The sequence below is a fragment of the Treponema sp. C6A8 genome (assembly GCF_000619925.1).
Taxonomy (GTDB): Bacteria; Spirochaetota; Spirochaetia; order Treponematales; family Treponemataceae; genus Treponema_D.
Genome location: NZ_JHVB01000009.1, coordinates 78,653 through 96,361, shown reverse-complemented (window position 1 = coordinate 96,361; position 17,709 = coordinate 78,653). Strand labels below are relative to the sequence as shown.

Annotated in this window: 16 protein-coding genes; 14 read left to right on the top strand and 2 right to left on the bottom strand. The window is 42.5% G+C overall.

The features are described 5' to 3' along the window. Positions 1-115: 115 nt before the first annotated feature. Positions 116-1,915, top strand: coding sequence for a dihydroorotate dehydrogenase (locus T530_RS14020; protein ID WP_038074237.1), 1,800 nt, complete (start codon positions 116-118; stop codon positions 1,913-1,915). A gap of 163 nt (positions 1,916-2,078) precedes the next feature. On the opposite strand, the gene T530_RS0108925 is transcribed toward T530_RS14020, so the two are convergent. Together T530_RS0108925 and T530_RS0108920 are read right to left on the bottom strand one after the other, a co-directional pair. Continuing rightward, the gene (locus T530_RS0108925; protein WP_027728709.1) at positions 2,079-2,504 is read right to left on the bottom strand and encodes a hypothetical protein; all 426 of its coding nucleotides are present in this window, start codon (positions 2,502-2,504) and stop codon (positions 2,079-2,081) included. Between the two features lie 76 nt (positions 2,505-2,580). Continuing rightward, on the bottom strand, positions 2,581-4,062 hold the full coding sequence (locus T530_RS0108920; RefSeq protein WP_027728708.1) for an NAD(P)/FAD-dependent oxidoreductase: 1,482 nt from the start codon (positions 4,060-4,062) through the stop codon (positions 2,581-2,583). A gap of 168 nt (positions 4,063-4,230) precedes the next feature. Here T530_RS0108920 and T530_RS14805 point away from each other — a divergent pair, with 168 nt between their 5' ends. From T530_RS14805 to T530_RS0108855, 13 genes are all read left to right on the top strand, one after another. Further along, complete coding sequence (locus T530_RS14805) at positions 4,231-5,673, top strand: HD-GYP domain-containing protein (RefSeq protein ID WP_051537915.1); 1,443 nt, start codon at positions 4,231-4,233, stop codon at positions 5,671-5,673. 200 nt (positions 5,674-5,873) lie between these two features. Further along, positions 5,874-6,359 (top strand): Lrp/AsnC family transcriptional regulator, encoded by a 486-nt coding sequence (locus tag T530_RS0108910; RefSeq protein WP_009104113.1) that lies wholly within the window; start codon positions 5,874-5,876, stop codon positions 6,357-6,359. A gap of 38 nt (positions 6,360-6,397) precedes the next feature. After that, a complete protein-coding gene (locus tag T530_RS0108905; RefSeq protein WP_027728707.1) occupies positions 6,398-7,567 on the top strand; it encodes a pyridoxal phosphate-dependent aminotransferase in 1,170 nt (389 codons plus the stop codon). A 43-nt stretch (positions 7,568-7,610) separates the two neighbouring features. Continuing rightward, positions 7,611-8,948 carry a tetratricopeptide repeat protein gene (locus T530_RS14010; protein ID WP_197018262.1) on the top strand — a complete coding sequence of 446 codons (1,338 nt, stop codon included), beginning with the start codon at positions 7,611-7,613 and terminating at the stop codon, positions 8,946-8,948. Positions 8,949-8,974: 26 nt separating this feature from the next. Continuing rightward, a complete protein-coding gene (locus T530_RS0108895; RefSeq protein ID WP_027728706.1) occupies positions 8,975-9,742 on the top strand; it encodes an RsmE family RNA methyltransferase in 768 nt (255 codons plus the stop codon). A gap of 8 nt (positions 9,743-9,750) precedes the next feature. Continuing rightward, positions 9,751-10,563 (top strand): hypothetical protein, encoded by an 813-nt coding sequence (locus tag T530_RS0108890; RefSeq protein WP_027728705.1) that lies wholly within the window; start codon positions 9,751-9,753, stop codon positions 10,561-10,563. Beyond that, complete coding sequence (locus T530_RS0108885; RefSeq protein ID WP_027728704.1) at positions 10,550-11,596, top strand: hypothetical protein; 1,047 nt, start codon at positions 10,550-10,552, stop codon at positions 11,594-11,596. The genes T530_RS0108890 and T530_RS0108885 overlap by 14 nt, the downstream gene beginning before the upstream one ends. After that, entirely contained in the window at positions 11,596-12,324 is a 729-nt protein-coding gene (locus T530_RS0108880) for a 16S rRNA (guanine(527)-N(7))-methyltransferase RsmG (protein ID WP_027728703.1), read from the top strand. Before T530_RS0108885 ends, T530_RS0108880 begins: the two co-directional genes overlap by 1 nt. An 11-nt stretch (positions 12,325-12,335) precedes the next feature. After that, entirely contained in the window at positions 12,336-13,466 is a 1,131-nt protein-coding gene (locus T530_RS0108875; protein WP_027728702.1) for an aminopeptidase, read from the top strand. After that, positions 13,463-14,260, top strand: a complete 798-nt coding sequence (locus T530_RS0108870; protein ID WP_027728701.1) for a M15 family metallopeptidase — start codon at positions 13,463-13,465, stop codon at positions 14,258-14,260. Before T530_RS0108875 ends, T530_RS0108870 begins: the two co-directional genes overlap by 4 nt. Before the next feature lie 238 nt (positions 14,261-14,498). Next, entirely contained in the window at positions 14,499-15,788 is a 1,290-nt protein-coding gene (locus T530_RS0108865) for an ABC transporter substrate-binding protein (protein WP_027728700.1), read from the top strand. Positions 15,789-15,902: 114 nt separating this feature from the next. After that, entirely contained in the window at positions 15,903-16,832 is a 930-nt protein-coding gene (locus tag T530_RS0108860) for a carbohydrate ABC transporter permease (RefSeq protein ID WP_027728699.1), read from the top strand. Next, the gene (locus T530_RS0108855; protein WP_027728698.1) at positions 16,832-17,686 is read left to right on the top strand and encodes a carbohydrate ABC transporter permease; all 855 of its coding nucleotides are present in this window, start codon (positions 16,832-16,834) and stop codon (positions 17,684-17,686) included. The genes T530_RS0108860 and T530_RS0108855 overlap by 1 nt, the downstream gene beginning before the upstream one ends. The last annotated feature ends 23 nt before the right edge of the window (positions 17,687-17,709 follow it).

Below are 17,709 nucleotides of genomic sequence, written 5' to 3'. Positions count from 1 at the left end.
CATGTAGCGAGGTAACGAGCGGTTTTGACTCACCCTCTTCCCCCGGTAGCCTTGATTTAGAAATATTATAATTTATTTGTTTGTCCAGTTTTTGAAAATCTGCTAAAATGTCGCCATGATTAAAGATTGCCAGGGAGTTCCGCTTCCAGTTTTTGCGGATGGAAAAGTTGTTAATGTAAGTGTGGTTGAAGGAGCAAATCCTTCTGGTTCTGTAAAAAATCTTAAAATCAGCCTGCCGGCGGGTTCTGAACTTCCTCTTGCGGGGCAGTTTTACATGCTTCATGCAAAGCGAAGCGACGTTCTTTTGCCTCGCCCGATCAGCGTTTATCATTCAGAAAAGAAGGCTGACGGCAGCGTCGAAATCCAGTTTTTAATTTTAGTTAAAGGAAAGGGAACTGTAGAACTTACATCCCTGCAGCCAGGTGACCTGGTAAGTCTTTTGGGCCCTTGCGGAAACCGCTTTGAAGTGAATGCGGGTGGCAGAATCTGCATCGTGGGCGGAGGAATTGGTGTGGCGCCGGTAGCGGGCCTTGCAGAATCTCTTCCTGAAGCGTCATACGACTTTTTTGCCAGCTTTAAGAGCGGCTCTTACGCGCTGGATTACATAAAACCCGCAAAGCTCACTATTACAACTGATGACGGTTCTGTGGGGGAAAAGGGAATGCTTTCGGTGGCATTTACAGCAGAACTTCTTCAGTCAAAAAAATATGATGCAGTTTACGCCTGCGGTCCGACACCAATGCTTGCCTACATCCAGAAAGTCTGCGCGGAAAGTGGCACAAAATGCTGGTTGAGCATGGAAGCTCACATGGCCTGCGGTGTGGGAGTTTGTCTTGGCTGTGTAATCGATACGACTGAGGGCAAAAAACGCTGCTGTAAGGAAGGTCCTATTTTTGAAGGCAGCAAGCTGATTTTTGAAAAGAAGGACAGTGTTGGCGGTGTAAAGATTCAGCCTCGCCGCGAACCTCTTGCAGACAATGTTCAGCCTGATTTGAGCGTAGATATTGCGGGCGTGCATTTTGAAAATCCTGTAATCGGAAGTTCAGGCGCCTTTGGTTTTGGAACTGAATATCAGTCGGTTTTTGATGTAAACAGACTTGGCGGCATTTCAAGCAAGGGCTTAACTTTGGAGCCTCGCCAGGGTAACGACGGAATCCGACTTTGGGAAACTCCGAGCGGTTTGATGAATTCTATCGGACTGCAGAATCCTGGAATTCCTCATTTTATAAAGGAAGAACTTCCTCAGATGATGGCCCTTAAGCCTGTTGCAATTGCAAACCTTTCGGGGTCTTCTCTGGAAACTTATGTAGAAGGAGCCAAGCTTCTTGATAAAACAGATGTTCCGATGATTGAGTTGAACATTTCCTGCCCTAACGTCAGTGCCGGCGGCGCAGCTTTTGGCATGACCTGTTCTGCAGCCGGGGATGTTGTCCGTGCCGTTCGCGCCGCAACTTCTAAGCCTCTTGTTGTAAAACTTACACCTCAGGCAGCTGATTTAATTGGCGTTGCAATGGAATGCATTAAATCTGGCGCACAGGGAATCAGCCTTTGTAATTCCTTCCAGGGCATTGCTGTTGATATTGAACGCGGAGTTCCAGTTTTTGAGAAGGTAAAAGCCGGGGTAGGCGGTCCTGCCGTTCGCCCTATTGCAGTGCGACTGGTTTACGAACTGGTAGAAGCAATCAATAAACTGCCGGAAGCTGAACGCGTGCCTGTAATTGCCATCGGTGGAATTGCCACCTGGCAGGATGCCGTTGAGTTTATTATGGCAGGGGCACATGCGCTGCAAGTTGGCACTGCAACCTTTGCCAACCCATACGCCATGGTAGAAATTATTGACGGTCTTGCAGCCTTCATGAAACGCAAGGGCTATAAGTCTCTTGCCGACTTTAGAGGCTGCATCCAAAATAAATAGCCACAGATACACACAGATAAACACAGATTGAAATTTATTATCTGTGAAAATCTGTGGCTAATAAAAAAGGCTATCGGGAATTACCCGACAGCCTAAACCTCCTAATTCGCGGAACTAGTCCGCCAAGAAAACAGCTAGCACTGATTTCTAATGAATTATCAAATTAGTCTTTTAACCAGCCGAAAATAGCGCAAAGCCAGCCGGCAAGAATTAAATAAAATCCGATGTAAGCGCGTTTGATGAAGCTTTCACCAACAGCTCGCCAGATTTTTCCGCCAAATGAACTGTCGCTCAAAACTCCAGTCAAAAGAAGCAAAAGAATTACTCCGCCTGCAAGTGTAATTGCAAGAGCAATAAGTCTATGAGTTTTATTAAAGCCTGCTAAAAGTGAAAAAAGAACTCCAAGAACTGCGCCAATACAAACCAAAAGAATACCTACAGTAGATGTTCCAAAGTTTTTTAAGTCAATGAATTTGAAAGCATTTGGGGTTTGTCCCAGAATTTTTACAATCGGGCAGAGAAGTCCGACAATAACCAAAGCCATGCCGATAAAATAGATAATGTTTGAATTAAATATTTTCTTTCCCATTTTTTTTACTCCGTTTCTTATTGTTTTAAATTATATCACAGCATTTTAAAAAGCAAAAACTTATTTTTTGTTATATTTAAACAAAAAGTCTTTTTGTGTCGCGGCACAAAAGCTGGACCGCAATTCTTCCTGAATAAACAGCAATCGGAAGTCCGCCCGGCATCATCGTTCGCTGACCTGCAAAATAAACTCCTTCTATGCCCGGAAGCTTCTGCGGATAATTTGTCTGCTTGCCGCCTTTTTCCCAGACACTCATCCAGGAACCTTCAAAACTTGAGCAGTAGCGCTCGTAAGTGCAAGGTGTTGCAACGTCAGTTACTTCAACCTTGCCTTTTGTTTCAGGAATATATTCTTCCAGAAGTTCTATAAAGCGGTTTGCAAGCTCTTCCTTCTTCTGCTTGTAAGTGCCGTCTTCCTTTGCCTGCTTCCAGTAATAGTAGCTTGGACCCAGGAAAAGACTTGTAAGGGCTGTTCCGCCTTCCGGGGCTCGTCCCTTAAAGCTTGCGTAGTTGTAGATTCTGAATTCATTGAAGTTAACGCCTGCAATTTCAAATGGCTTTTTAAGCGGAAATACAATCGCCTTTGGAAGGTGACTTAAATCTGCCTTTACTCCGGCGCAGATAAAGACATTCTGCTCGGAAACGACGTCTTTACGCATCTTGTTGGCAACATGATTATCAACCATTGTGTCAAAAAGGGTGTCGATTGCGTTTCTCATATCCTGAGTTACGATAACACCATCGCAAGGGATAGTTTCTCCGTTAATCTTCACTCCGGTTACTTTGCCTTTAACATTAAGTTCGATATTTTCAATCTTCTTTTTGAATTCAATTTTTCCGCCCAGAGACTTGAAGGTATCCAGCATGTTCTGTCCCATTGTTACTGAACCGCCTTCCGGGTAACCGCAGTCGCCGCTGGCAAAACTTGCAATAGTATAGATAAAACTCATCGCATTGTAGCGGTAACCGATTGAACCCATCAAAAGATGGCGGATGTCTTCATTCTTAAACTGATTTACATACTCTTCGTAACTCATGTTTACAAGCTTGCTGTACTTCAAGCCGGCAGGAACCATTTTCAAAAGTTCTCCCAGCTTTGGATGACGGGGATTTTTTGCCTTTAATCCCATTATGTCATTTACAACAAGGTGTACGTTTATAAGTGCCTTTACGTCCTTATAAAATTTAGCAATCATCTTTTTGTCTTCAGGGGCAAAATCCCTCAGCTGATTGCAGAGCTTGTCTAAATCACGGTACATGCAGAGTTTTTTGCCACCGTTGATATAAACGTAATATGGGTCTCTATTTTCTATTGGATTATTTTCTTTAAGCGCGCCAGTTTCTTTCCAGATCTGGTAAAGTGGCATTTTTGGAGATGAGCCGGTAAGCCAGTGCATACCGCCTTCAAAATAGTAACCTTTGCGGCTCCAGCTTGTGCTGAGTCCACCGAAAGTCATGTGCTGCTCGTAAATTGTTACATCAAATCCGCTGCGGGCTGCGTAGATACCTGCGCTTAAGCCCGAAATTCCCGCTCCGATTACGAAAATTTTGTTGCTCATAATGTAATTATAACCCAGGAATTTATAAAAAAAAACATGAATTTTTGAAATTCTTCTCTATCATTCTATTTGAAGGTGAGTTATAATAAATATATCAAAAAGTTATTGAGGTGGGGTGATTAATAACAAAAGAGTTCGATTTTTAAAAGCGGGCTCTGGAGGATTTTTTTGATTAACATTACACGCTCTCATATTTTTGATGAGAATATCAATAACGTAAATGCGATGATTTTGAAAATTATGGCTTTTACGGCTATTGTTCCAACCTCCTTTATTGTTTTCACTGTTGTAGGTGTATGGAATGTTCCTCACACTTATTCGGTGGGAATGCTGATTTATTGTCTTTTTGCCAGTATTCTCCTTCAAATCTTTAACAGGTTCCCGGCCCTTCAGCGCCTTACAATGTATGCCAGCATTTTTGCCGCTATGGTTTTTGTAGATTTACTTGGCGCCAAAAGTGTAATCAACGTTACTATTTCTTATGGTTTTGCCCCTTTTCTGACCTGTCTTTATTACAACGTAAAACTCACCAGAATTACAAATCTTGTTAATTTTCTTTCTATTGTATTTGTAAGCTGGCTGCGTTCTCAGACTATTCTTGAAAGTTTTATCTGGCTTGACCGTCCTAATCAGAGCTCTGAATCCTGGTTTTTGGAAAACGGACTTGGAACCCTTGTTGAATCAATCTTTGTTTATCTTATCACTGTTTCTCTTGCCAAGCGTACAAACAAAACTCTCGACAGGATGATAAAAAGCTCTGAAGAAAGAAACGAAGCAATAGAAGAACTTAAAAAGCGCAATGCTTATATAGTAAAGATTAACAATGAAATAGAAGGAACTAACCATAATTTAAAGAATACCCAGTATAAAATCATTCAGTTTGTTTCTGAAGTTTTGGGCAGCCACGATTTGTTTACCGGCCGCCACGTTATGCACACCCGTAAATATGTAGAAATTATTTCAAAAGAGCTGAAAAAAGGCGGCTACTATCAGAAAGAGCTGACTGATGAAAATATCGAGCTTTATTCTACTGCGGCTTTCCTGCATGATATTGGAAAGATTCATATCCCGGAAGGCGTGCTTAATAAAATCGGTAAGTTTACGCCGGAAGAATATCAGCTGATGAAGATTCACCCGGAAGAGGGAAAAAAGCTGCTTGAATATCTTCCTCAGATTGAAGACGGTTCATTTAATGAAATTGCAAAACAGATGGCTTATTGTCACCACGAAAAATGGGACGGAAGCGGCTATCCTAACGGCTTGAAAGGAAAAGAAATTCCTTTGTGCGCAAGAATTATGGCGGCTGCCGATGTTCTTGATGCCCTTATAAGCCAGCGTCTTTATAAAGATCCTATGCCGGTTGAAGAAGCAATGGAAGTTTTTGAAAGATCTAAAGGCCTGCACTTTGAGCCTTGCATTGCGGATGCCGTTATCAACCTTAAAAATCTGATTACGATTATTGATGAAGACTTTAAGACCCAGGAAGCTTCTACAAATGCAGAAGAGCTTGAATGGTGGATGAAATATCACGCCAACACTGTAAAAATTGAAGTTCATACAGATTTTATCGGTGCCAGCACTGAACCACAGAGTGTCGTTTATAATAAATAGCAAAAATAGCCACAGATGGGACGCAGATAAACACAGATGTGCAATGGTCGTAATCTAACTGTTAATTTCTGAATGCTCCGGACCATTGCTTAACCTGCGCTAAAGCGCAGGTTGTATAATCGTCTGTGGCTAATTTTCTGTAATGACAAAACCATTGCAAATATATAGAATAGTATATCTTTAATTTATGGGGTTTTATTATGGAAGAAATTTTAGATTTACTTCGCCAGAATGCACGACTTTCTGCCGCGGATATCGCCGCGCTCACAAAAAAGACAGAGGAAGAGGTTTGTGCGATTATCAAAAAACTGGAAGATGACGGAGTTATTCTGAAATACGCGGCCATTGTAAATCCAGAAAAAGATAAGGAAAACCGCGACAAGGTTCTTGCAGAAATTCAGATTCAGGTTCAGCCTCAGCGCGAACACGGATTTGATATGATTGCTGACCGCATTTACCGTTTCCCTCAGGTAAAATCACTTTACCTTATGAGCGGCGGCTACGATCTGCGCGTTACAATCGAAGGCGACTCTTTGAAAGACGTTGCTCTCTTCGTTTCAGAAAAGCTTTCTACTTTGGAAGGCGTTCGCTCGACTAAGACTAATTTTGTTTTGAAAAAATATAAAGAAAACGACGTTGTTTATGTTGAAGATGAGCGCGACCGAAGAGAAGGTATTCAAGCTTAATAAAGAGGGCGGGAAAACCGTCCAAATGGATATAAACAATGAACAGTCGAACAGATAAATTTTCTACAAAAATAATGAATACACAGGGCTCAAAAATCCGTAAGTTTTTTGAACTCTGTATCGGACATGATGATATTATTTCTTTGGGTGTAGGTGAGCCTGACTTTCCGACTCCATGGATTATCCGCGAGGAAGCTTTTTACCATCTGGAAAAAGGCCACACTTCCTACACTTCAAACTGGGGCTTGATTGAACTTCGCGAAGAAGTAAGCAAGTATCTTGCCCGCTTTGGAATGGATTACAATCCTAAAAACGAGATTCTGCCTACAGTCGGCGCTTCAGAAGCCGTAGATTTGGTTTTGCGCTCAATTCTTAATCCTGGTGATGAAATTATTGTCTGCGAACCTTGCTATGTTTCTTATCAGCCGCTTGCAGATCTTTGTGATGCAAAAGTAATTCACCTTGATACAAGTAAGACAAACTTTATTCCGACAGCTGAACTTGTTGAAAGTGTAATCACAGCAAAAACCAAGGCAATTATGATCTGCTCTCCAAGTAACCCTACAGGAAAGACAATTCCTGCAGAAGAGCTTGCAAAAATTGCAGAGGTTGTAAAAAAGCACGAAATCTGGTGTATCAGTGATGAAATCTACTGTGAACTGATTTACGACGGCCGCAAGCACGTTTCAATCGGTTCTTTCCCAGGTATGAAGGATTACGCAATCATTTTGAACGGTTTCTCAAAAGCCTTTGCAATGACAGGCTGGCGTATCGGTTATATTGCCGCTCCTGCTGACCTTCTTGTGAACTGCTGTAAGCTTCACGGTTACAACTCAATCTGTCCTCCAATTTTCAGCCAGTATGCTGCCGCAGAAGGACTTCGCAATGCCTGGAGTGAAGTTGAAAAAATGCGCGTAAGCTACCAGCAGCGCCGTAACCTTATGCACAAGGCTTTCTTAGATATGGGACTTCCTTGTGTTGAGCCGGAAGGTGCCTTCTACATGTTCCCGGATATCCGTTCCACAGGAATGGAATCTGAAGAGTTTGCAAAGGCCCTGCTTGAAAAGAAAAAGGTTGCCGTAGTTCCTGGAACTGCCTTTGGTGATGCCGGTGAAGGCTTTATCCGCTGCTGCTATGCAACTGACATAAATAAAATTAAGATTGCCATGGCAAAAATCGCAGAATTTTTGCAGGAGATAAAGAAATAAATTTTCTAAGGGGAGTCTGTTATATATAATGCTTATAGCTTTTTTGTTAATTGTAATTTTTGCTGCTCTTTTAGTTGGTCTTATTATGGCTGTTTCCAGCCTGAAAAAAGATACGAAAAAGGATGTTTCCGGCAGAATTCAAAAAAAAGGTAAGGCAGCGATTATTAAGGAAGCTCAGAAAAAGCTTTCTCATAACCCGCATGATATAACAGCACTCCGCGAACTTGGAAATATTTATTTTTCTGACAAAAACTGGGAAAAGGGCTATGCGGTTTATAAAACCCTGCTGGATCTTTCTACTTCACATATTGATATTAATGCTGCAGAAGCAGGACTTAAAACCGGAATTGCAGCCTATAATCTTGGAAAGATAGATGATGCTTTGAGCGTCCTCATTCTTGCCGTAAAGAAAAATCCGGAATCTTATGAAGCAAACCTTTATTTGGGAAAGGCTCTTTATCAGAAGGAAATTTATGATAAGGCCATTGTCTGCCTTAAAAAGGTAAAAACTCTCCGCCCGGAAAGCAGTGAAGCAAATCAGCTGCTTGGCTTCAGTTTATTTAAATTGCAGAAATACCGCGAATGTCTTCCGTTTTTGAAGGCTGCCCTTGAAGAAACTCCTGACAACAAGGAAATCCTTTACAATATGGCGCTTGCAATGCTGGAATGCGGCATGGGAGAAAAGGCCCTTAAGGTATTTATTCATCTTCGTCCTGATCCGCTTTTTGGACCTCAGTCTTGTCTTGAAGCGGGAAAGATGCACGAAAAAGTAAAGGATTATGCTTCTGCAATTCACGATTACGAAATTGCCCTCAAGCTTCCTAGTGTTCCTGACGCAATTATGATTCAGATTAAGTACCGCGCAGCCCTTACTTATATTGCAATGAACAACATTCCTCAGGCCCTTGTAATGCTCAAGCAGATTCAGACTCTTAAGGCAAATTACAAGGATGTTGAAGCCCTTATTGCCCGCTATTCTGAGCTTAATCAGAACAAGAACCTTCAGGTTTACATGATGGCGGGAACAAGTGAGTTTATTGCTCTTTGCCGTAAATTCATTTCCAGCTTTTACAAGGATGCTTTTGTTAAGGTTGGTGACCAGAATGTCGGAACTGACTGTGTTGATATTGTCTGCGAAATTGAACATCCGAAGTGGTCTGCAAAACAGCTTTTCCGTTTTTACCGCACCCAGTCTGCATTGAGCGATATTTCTGTCCGCGAATGCCATGGAAAAATGCGCGATGATAAATGTGATAAGGCCATCTGCGTAACCCTTGGATCTTTTTCTGAAAGCGCCCATAAATTTATTGAAGGCCGCCCTATTGATTTGATTGAAAAAGAGCAGCTTTCTAAAATGCTTTTGAAAATCAGTATTATCTAAGGCTGGCCAGACGCCGGGATTTTTTAATGAATATCTGTTTATTTAACGAAGATGAAATTTCCAGGCCTCTTGATTTGCGTGATGAGAGGGGCGAACATATCGTAAAAATCCTTCATAAAAAGGAAGGTGAAACTTTTACTGCGGGAATAATTGGCGGCCAGGCCGGAACTGCGACCATTATAAAAATTGAAGGCAGTTTTAAGGAAGGCGGCAGACTTTTCTTTGACTTTAAGCCTGAAGCTGACGGAAAGCCTCTTACAAAGCTTAAGATGATTATCGGATTTCCGCGTCCTATTCAGCTCAAAAGACTTTTACGTGATATTGCGGGGCTTGGCGTATGCGAAGTTCACCTTACCGGGACTGAACTTGGTGAGAAATCCTACATGCAGTCGACTCTGGTAGAAAAGGGTGCAGCCTACAAAATGCTTTTGGACGGCACTGTTCAGGCGGGAAGCACTCACGTGCCGGAATTATTCTTGCATAAGTCACTGGACGAATGCGTGGCAAAAATTTTGGAAGAAGACCGTTCCGCACCCGACCAGCCTTCTCCTTTACTGGCTGCCCTTGATAACCGACGACCTGTCTGTAGCCTTGGGCAATTGATGGAGGGTGCGGAATCTCATCCTTTTGTAGTGGCGGCCATAGGAAGCGAGCGCGGATGGACGGACAGGGAACGTGACTTTTTGGAAGAAAAAGGCTTTACCTTGTGCGGAATGGGAGAGCGCATTTTACGAACTGAGACGGCTGCCACTGTGGCAGGTTCGATTATTTTGTCTCAACTTGGTATAATATAGGAAGAATTATGGATAATCAGAAAATTAAGGATATACTTTTAGATATTGCAGAAACTCAGATTGAATTCAGCGTGATTCAGACTGGAAAAGAAAGTAAGAGGGTGAACGGTTTTTATAAGCCTGATACCCACGAGATTTTTTTGCACAATTTGAATTTCAAATCGGACAACATGCTGGTTTATACTGCGGTGCATGAATATACTCACCACCTGATTACTGAGCGCAAGCTGGAAGAGGATCCGGCTTATGTCTGCAATTCAAAGGTGCACACTCAGGAATTCTGGGCTCGTTTTGGAGAGCTTTTGAAGATTGCTGAGGATAAGGGCTATTATTCGCTTGGCTGGGAAAATAATCCTGAACTTAAGGAACTTACTGAAGACATTAAGACTAACTACCTTGCAAAAAACGGTCAGCTCATGCAAGAGTTTGGCAAAAAACTCAGCCGGGCCTGGGAACTTTGTAAGGAAGCTGATATTCGCTATGAAGATTATATCGACCGAGTTCTCTGTCTGCCCCGCAATGCGGAAAAAGATATCCGTAAGGTGGGCGCTGTGCCTGTGAACCCGGCTATCGGTTTTGAAAATATGAAGACTGTTGCCTCTGTGAAAAAGGCTGACGCACGCGCGGAAATTGAAAAAGACTTCCTGGACGGCGGAAAGAGCCCGGCAACGGTTCGTGAGCTTATGAAGCAGAAGGCTGGTCAGGTTAAGACTGATGATAAAAAATCCCGCCTTGAAAAGGAAAAGTCGCGTCTGGAAAAGACAATTGCCTCTTTGACTCAGCGGCTTGAAGTGGTGGAGGAAAGTCTTGCGAGCATGTAAGCGGATTGCAGCGGTTTTTGCCGTTTTGTTTACAGTTTTTGCAGCTTTTTCTCAGGCGGGGGACAGTGCAAGTTCCCGTGGTAGCAGTGCAAACTCCCAGTCTGGCAGTGCCGTTTCCGGCCCGGCAGGGGAGACTGGCGCATCTTCCGGCCTTCAAATGCCGCCTATGCCTGACATGCCGCGAAGGCCTTCCATGCCGTCGGTTTCAACTACAGTCACCACTCCAAGTATTTCAATGCCTGCTACTCCTGTAAATCCAAACGGAAGCGGCAGCTTTTATATTCCAAGTTTTCAGAGTCCTGCGGCGTCGCAGAAAAATTCTTCTTCGGGCGAGACTGGGACAAGTGAAAGTACGGCTTCGGCTGCAAAATCAGAGGTGGAAGCAAAGACAAATCTTGCGACTGCTTTGAAAAAAGAGCTTTTGACTGCCGGAGATATTTCTTCCCTTTATGATTCGGGACTTTTCGGAAATCTTTCTTCTCTTGCGGGGGTAAAAAATATTTCCGGGGCAACAGGCTCTGGTGATGCGGCAACCCTTTCAATCCTTGAAAAAATTCTTGCAAGCCTTGAAGAGCTTAAAGAGGCTCAGAAAAATCTGACTCCTGAAGAAAAGCAGGAACTTTCAAATTATCAGCTTGATGCCCAGACTTTTAAAAAGCGGGAACCGAAAATCCTTCGCTTTAAGATTAACGGCTACAATATTAATGATTCTGTTACTAAGGCATTTTTCAGCGATTCGGAATCTGACGGCACTTTTATGCTTACGGGCGACCGCACTTATTACGTAAATCATCAGGCCAGAAGCGAAACCTTCTATATTCTTTTTAAGGTAATCCGGGGTAACGGTTCTGCCGTAACTTATGATGTTCGTCCTTGCGTGGTTCAGGATTTTGAAAATCAGAATTCCTTTGTTTATCGTTTTGCAGAAATGAAGGGTCTTAGGGCTGAAAAAACAGGAAATCTTGTGGCTCTTCATTCTTCTGACGGAAGCCTGAACGTGGATCTGCTTCTGGATATTGACGGAGATAAATAATGGCACTCTTGGAAGACGGCTTAAAGGCAGTTGGCATAGAAGAAGAAAAAATCCCTGTCCTTGCTGAAAAAATGGAAAAATACATCGCCGAAATTGCGCTTTGTAATTCGGCTTTTAATCTTACAAATACGAGTGACCACGACGAGCTGGTTACGCGGCATATTCTGGATTCGCTGGCGGCTTATGTTCCTGTGCGGAATTTTTTGAAGGGGCGGGCTGAAGGGGCGGTTAACGGCGCTGCGAGTGTTGGTGACGGCGATGCGAGTGTAGTTAACGGTACTGAAACTTCGTCTGACGGCAGCGGTGCAGTTACCGTCGGCGACATCGGTTCTGGCGGCGGGCTTCCGGGCATTCCTCTGGCGGCAGCTTTTCCCCAATATTCTTTTACCCTTGTTGAACGCATGAGCAAGCGCTGCGGCTTTCTTGAAAAAACAGCGTCGCTTCTGGGGCTTTCTAATGTTACTGTTCTTGAAGAGCAGGCAGAATTTGTTCCTCAGAAGAGCTTTGACCTGGTAACTTTCCGCGCCTTCCGTCCGCTTGATTTGAAAATGACAAAAAAACTGCTGAGACTTCGTAAGGACGGTGGTATTCTTGCGGCCTACAAGGCAAAAATGGAAAATATTAGGGCTGAAATGGAAGGAATTAAAAAACTGGTGCCGGAATATAAGGTTATCCAGCTGCACGTTCCGGGACTTGAAGACAGCGAAAGAAATCTTGTGCTTGTGTAAGCGGGGGAAATATGTTTAATAAAAAAGAAAGAAATCCTTATGCGGTTGTCTGTGAGGATGTCTGCAAAATAAAAAAAGACGAGCGTGTTCTTATTATTGCAAATCCGTCTACTTCGGAAATTGCCCAGAACTTTTATGAGGCTTCTGAGGCTTGCGGTGCCCAGACTTCCCTTATTTATCAGCGTGAAAAAACAAGCTTTGACAATGCAAACAAAGAAGTACTTGCGGCAATTGCAGCAAATCCTGATGTCTGCTTTTCAATTTCGGGAATTAAGCTTGGAAAAGACCCGGAAGCAACTGCCAAGCCTTACAAAACTGAAGACGGACAGGAATATTCTCATATTTTTGACTTCCTTCTGGACGGCCAAAAGACTATGCGTGGTGTATGGACTCCTGGAATTACCGTGGACATGATGGAGCGCACTGCAAATATTGATTACGGAGAGCTTCGCGCCCGCTGTAAAAAACTGGAAGGCCTTTTTAAGGGGGCTGTGACTGTACACGTTACTGCTCCGGGCGGAACTGATTTAATGGTTCCTGTTGAAGGCCGTGCCCTTATGTTTGATGATGGTGATTTTACAAAGCCTGGAAGCGGCGGAAATATCCCGGCTGGTGAAGTATTTATCAGTCCTCTGGTTGGAAAAAATGAATTTGAGCCTCAGATGACAAGTTCAGGCTGTCAGGGCGTTATTGTTTACGACGGTTCCATGACCTTCAGTGACGGAGATTCGATTCTTGAAACTCCTATTACCTGTAAGGTTGACGGCGGTTATGTAAAGGAAATTACAGGCGGCGCCGAGGCAGAACGTCTTGTTAAAACAATCACAGAGGCAGAAAATCGTGCCTTGCAGATGGAAAAGGAAGGAAAACTGAAGGCAGGGCAGGGCGTAATCTATAAAAAGAATGCCCGCAATATCGGTGAACTTGGAATCGGCTTGAATCCTGCTGCCCGCATTACGGGAAATATGCTGGAAGATGAAAAAGCCTTCCATACCTGTCACTTTGCAATCGGCGAAAATTATGATAATGACGCTTCATCTCTTATTCATCTTGACGGAGTTGTGAGAAATCCTACAATTACTTTGATCTATAAAGATGGAACTCAAAAAACAATTCTGGAAACTGGAGCTATTGTATTATGAAAAAACTGACTGTCGCTTTGATTTTAACTTCTTTATTGTTTGGAAATGCCTGTGCTAAATCAATTGTAAAAAAGGATTCTAACCCGGATATAGAAAAATTAAACCGGGTTCTTGCCGGCATGAGTCAGAAATGCAAGGATGCAATTCCCAACGGAGATGCAGAAGAATTCCTTGCAGATTTATACAAGGTTCTGGACTCAGAAAAAGAATGTTCTTCATCAGATTTAAGTCCTTTCTATCTTATTGATAAAAAGCATTATGTTGGTGCCGACTACGTTCCAAAAGGACTTATTCATCTTGAAAAAAATCCCTATTACGAAATCAACAAAAATAATCTGAGTCTGCGCCCGGAAGCCTTTGCTGCCCTTGAAAAGCTTGGACAGGCTGCAAAAAATGACGGCGTAACTTTGACTGTAAGTTCAACTTACCGCTCTTACGAATATCAGAAAAATCTTTTTCAGTATTGGGTAAGCGTGGACGGTCTTGAAGAAGCTGAACGTGAAAGTGCCCGCGAAGGAACAAGTCAGCATCAGCTGGGCATGGCTTTGGACTTTGCGCCGGTAGACGACGCTTTTGACAAGACTCCGGGCGGTCAGTGGGTTTACAAGCACGCTGCAGAATACGGCTGGAGCCTCAGTTTTCCTCAGGGGTATGAAGATGTAACCGGCTTCCGCTGGGAATGCTGGCATTTCCGCTATATTGGAGTTGAAGCCTGCCGCTTCCAGAAAAAATGGTTCAGCGATGTTCAGCAGTTTATGATTGAGTTCTTAAATTCCTGGAAATCTAATAATTAATACTAAAAAGGGCGGAGGCGCGACCGCAAGCCTTATTTAAGTGTAAATTTTTGTTATATCCCCGAATTTTACGAAAACGTTGTAGAATTTGCTAAGAATTTCCTTGACAATTTTTAGAGGTGGATTTAATCTAGAAATATAGGTAACCGATTGCCTATATTTTTTTAGAAGATAAAGGCAATCGGTTACCTAGGAAAATAATCAAAAAAGCTTTTTTCTAATCGATTTAGGAGGATTTATGAAAAAAAGTGTAGTTTTAGGTTCGTTGCTTTGTGCAGCTGCTTTGCTTTCTACAAGCTGTGGTGGAAAAAAAGAAGGCGCTAAAGCAGGCGGAAAGGATGCAAGCAAAAAATTGGTTGTATGGTCATTTACAGATGAATTGGAAGGAATGATTAATGATTTCTACAAACCAGCTCACCCAGATATGACAGTTGAGTACTCAATGACTCCAACTGATCAGTTCCCTAACAAACTTGACCCAGTTCTTCAGAGCGGTTCTGGTACTCCAGATGTTTTCGCTTTGGAAAATGCATTCGTACGCAAGTACATTGAATCTGACCTTCTTCTTCCACTTGATGATGTTTACGCAGAAGTTAAAGGAAAGATGGCTGACTATCCAATGAAGATAGGTTCTTACAATGGTCACGTATACGGTATGGCATGGCAGGTATGTCCTGGTGCATTGTTCTACCGCAGAAGCCTTGCTAAAAAATATCTTGGAACAGATGATCCAGCAAAAGTACAGGAATACGTAAAAGATCTGGATACATTCCTTAAGACAGCTAAGCTCTTGAGCGACAAGTCTAACGGAAAATGTGATATCGTATCATCAACAGGTGATATGTTCATGCCTTACAAAGGTGCCCGCAAATCTCCATGGGTTGTAAATGACAAATTGGTTATCGACCCAGCTATGGAAAAATACATGGATATGTGTAAGATCCTTCACGACAACAACTGGGAAGGCCGCGTTGCACAGTGGTCAGAAGGTTGGTTCGCTGGTATGAAAGGTTCTTTGAAAGACGAAAAAGGTAACCCAATCGAAGTATTCAGCTACCTCCTCCCAACATGGGGTCTTCACTATGTTCTTAAACAGAACGCTCCAGATACAGCTGGTGACTGGGCAATGTGTGCTGGTCCTGCTAACTACTACTGGGGTGGTACCTGGATCGCTGCTTATAAGGGAACTAAGAACCCTAACGCTGCTAAAGAAATGATCAAATACCTTGCTACAGATGATGCATTCCTTGAATCATATGCAAAAGCATCTGGTGATACAGTTGGTAACTTGAACGTTCAGAACAAACTTAAGGATACATTCGCTGATCCTTACCTTGCAGGACAGAACCACTATGCTGAATTCTGTGAAATGGCTAAAGGTATCGACGGTAGCTTGATCCAGGGTTCTGACCAGCAGATTGAAGCTTTGTTCACAGAAGCAACAGCTGCTTATGCAAACGGTGAAAAGACAAAGGAACAGGCTTTGAAAGATTTCAAAGATCAGGTTTCTTCAACAATGGGATACTAATACTAATTTAATCTGTTAGTGCAGTAGCACCGTAAAACTGGGGCGCTTTCTGATGATTATGCGGTATTTACGGCAAAAGTCGGAAACGCCCCTTTTTTATGAGGAGAATTAAAAATGAATAATTCGGGAACACAAAAAAGACTTTCTGTTTATGGTTATCTGTTTACATTGCCATTTCTAATTGTATTTTTGATTTTTAATCTTTGGCCTACAATTTATACTTTCCTTCTTTCTTTTGGAAACCTTAAAGGATTAAAATCAGACTTTCAAATTATTGGTTTTGCTAATTTTGCTAAACTGTTTTCTGATAAATACTTCTGGGGTGCTGTAGGAAACACCTTTATCATCTGGGGATTGAACTTCGCTCCTCAGCTCGGCCTTGCCCTGCTTTTTGCAGTATGGCTTACAAATACGAAATTAAACCTGCGTGGAAAGAACGCTTTCCGTGCATTGTTCTATATGCCAAACCTTTTGACAGCAACATCTGTAGCTATTCTTTACCGCAGTTTGTTCGCTTATCCTGTTGGACCTGTAAATCAGCTTCTTTTGAAGTTCGGACTTGTTACTGAAGCATTCAACTTCTTCCGTAGCGTTCCAGCTTCTCGTCTTATTGTTGCCTTCATTCAGTGGTGGATGTGGTGTGGACAGACATTGATTCTTTTGATGGCTGCTATTACTGCTATTTCTCCTTCATTGTATGAATCCGCCGTTATCGACGGTGCTAACGAATGGCAGTGCACCTGGAAAATTACAGTTCCTATGCTGCGCCCAATGATGTTCTATCTCCTTATCACTTCTATGGTTGGTGGTATGCAGATGTTTGATATTCCGTTCCTTATTACAGGTATGCACGGTGAACCGGACTTCAAGATCCGAACAACTGCAGTTTACATGTACAACATTGCCTTCCAGGGACGTAACGACTACTCTTATGCCGCTGCAATTTCAATTGGAATGTTCATCATCACAATTATTCTTGCTCTCTTCATAAACAAGATTACTCAGGAACGTACTCCAAAAATCTATAACGGAGGTAAAAAATAATGGCTAAGGAAACAACAAGTTACAAATCACAGAAAGTAATTTTAAGTACTATTATATATGTTTTCATGATTGTATTTACACTCATCGCTATCGTTCCTGTATGGCTGATGCTTGTAAACGCAACACGTTCTACTCCGGAAATTAATGCCGGTATTTCTATGCTGCCAAGTAAGTATTCAATTGCCAACTGGCACATTCTTACTGGTCGTGGATTTAAGATTGCCGTAGGTTTCAGAAACTCTCTTACAATTTCTGCCTGCGTAACAGTTCTTTGTGTATATTTCTCATCTCTAGTTGCTTACGGTATTCACGTATACCGCTTTAAGGGAAGAGCAATTCTCTGGAACCTTATCATGATGTTGATTATGCTTCCTGCATCTTTGTCATTCATCGGTTTCTGTCAGTTCATCTCTCAGCTTCATTTGCGTGATAACTTTATTCCTCTTATCATTCCAAGTATTGCATCTGCAGGTACAGTTCTCTTTATGAAGCAGTATATGGATTCAGTTCTTTCTTTTGAATTGATTGAAGCTTCTCGTATTGACGGTGCAGGCGAGTTTATGATTTTCAACAGAATCATTCTTCCTGTTCTTAAGCCGGCTCTTGCAACACAGGCAATCTTTGCTTTCGTTGGTTCATGGAACAACTTCATGACTCCATTCGTTTTGCTTTCTAAAACTGATATGTATACACTTCCAATGCTTGTACAGATGCTCCGCGGTGATATTTACCGAACAGAGTACGGTGCAATCTACGTTGGTATTGCAGTTTCACTTATTCCAATCATCATCTTCTACGCATTCATGTCTCGCTACATCATCAGCGGTTTGACAATGGGTTCTGTAAAAGAGTAAGTAAACGAATACGTTTTAGGAAA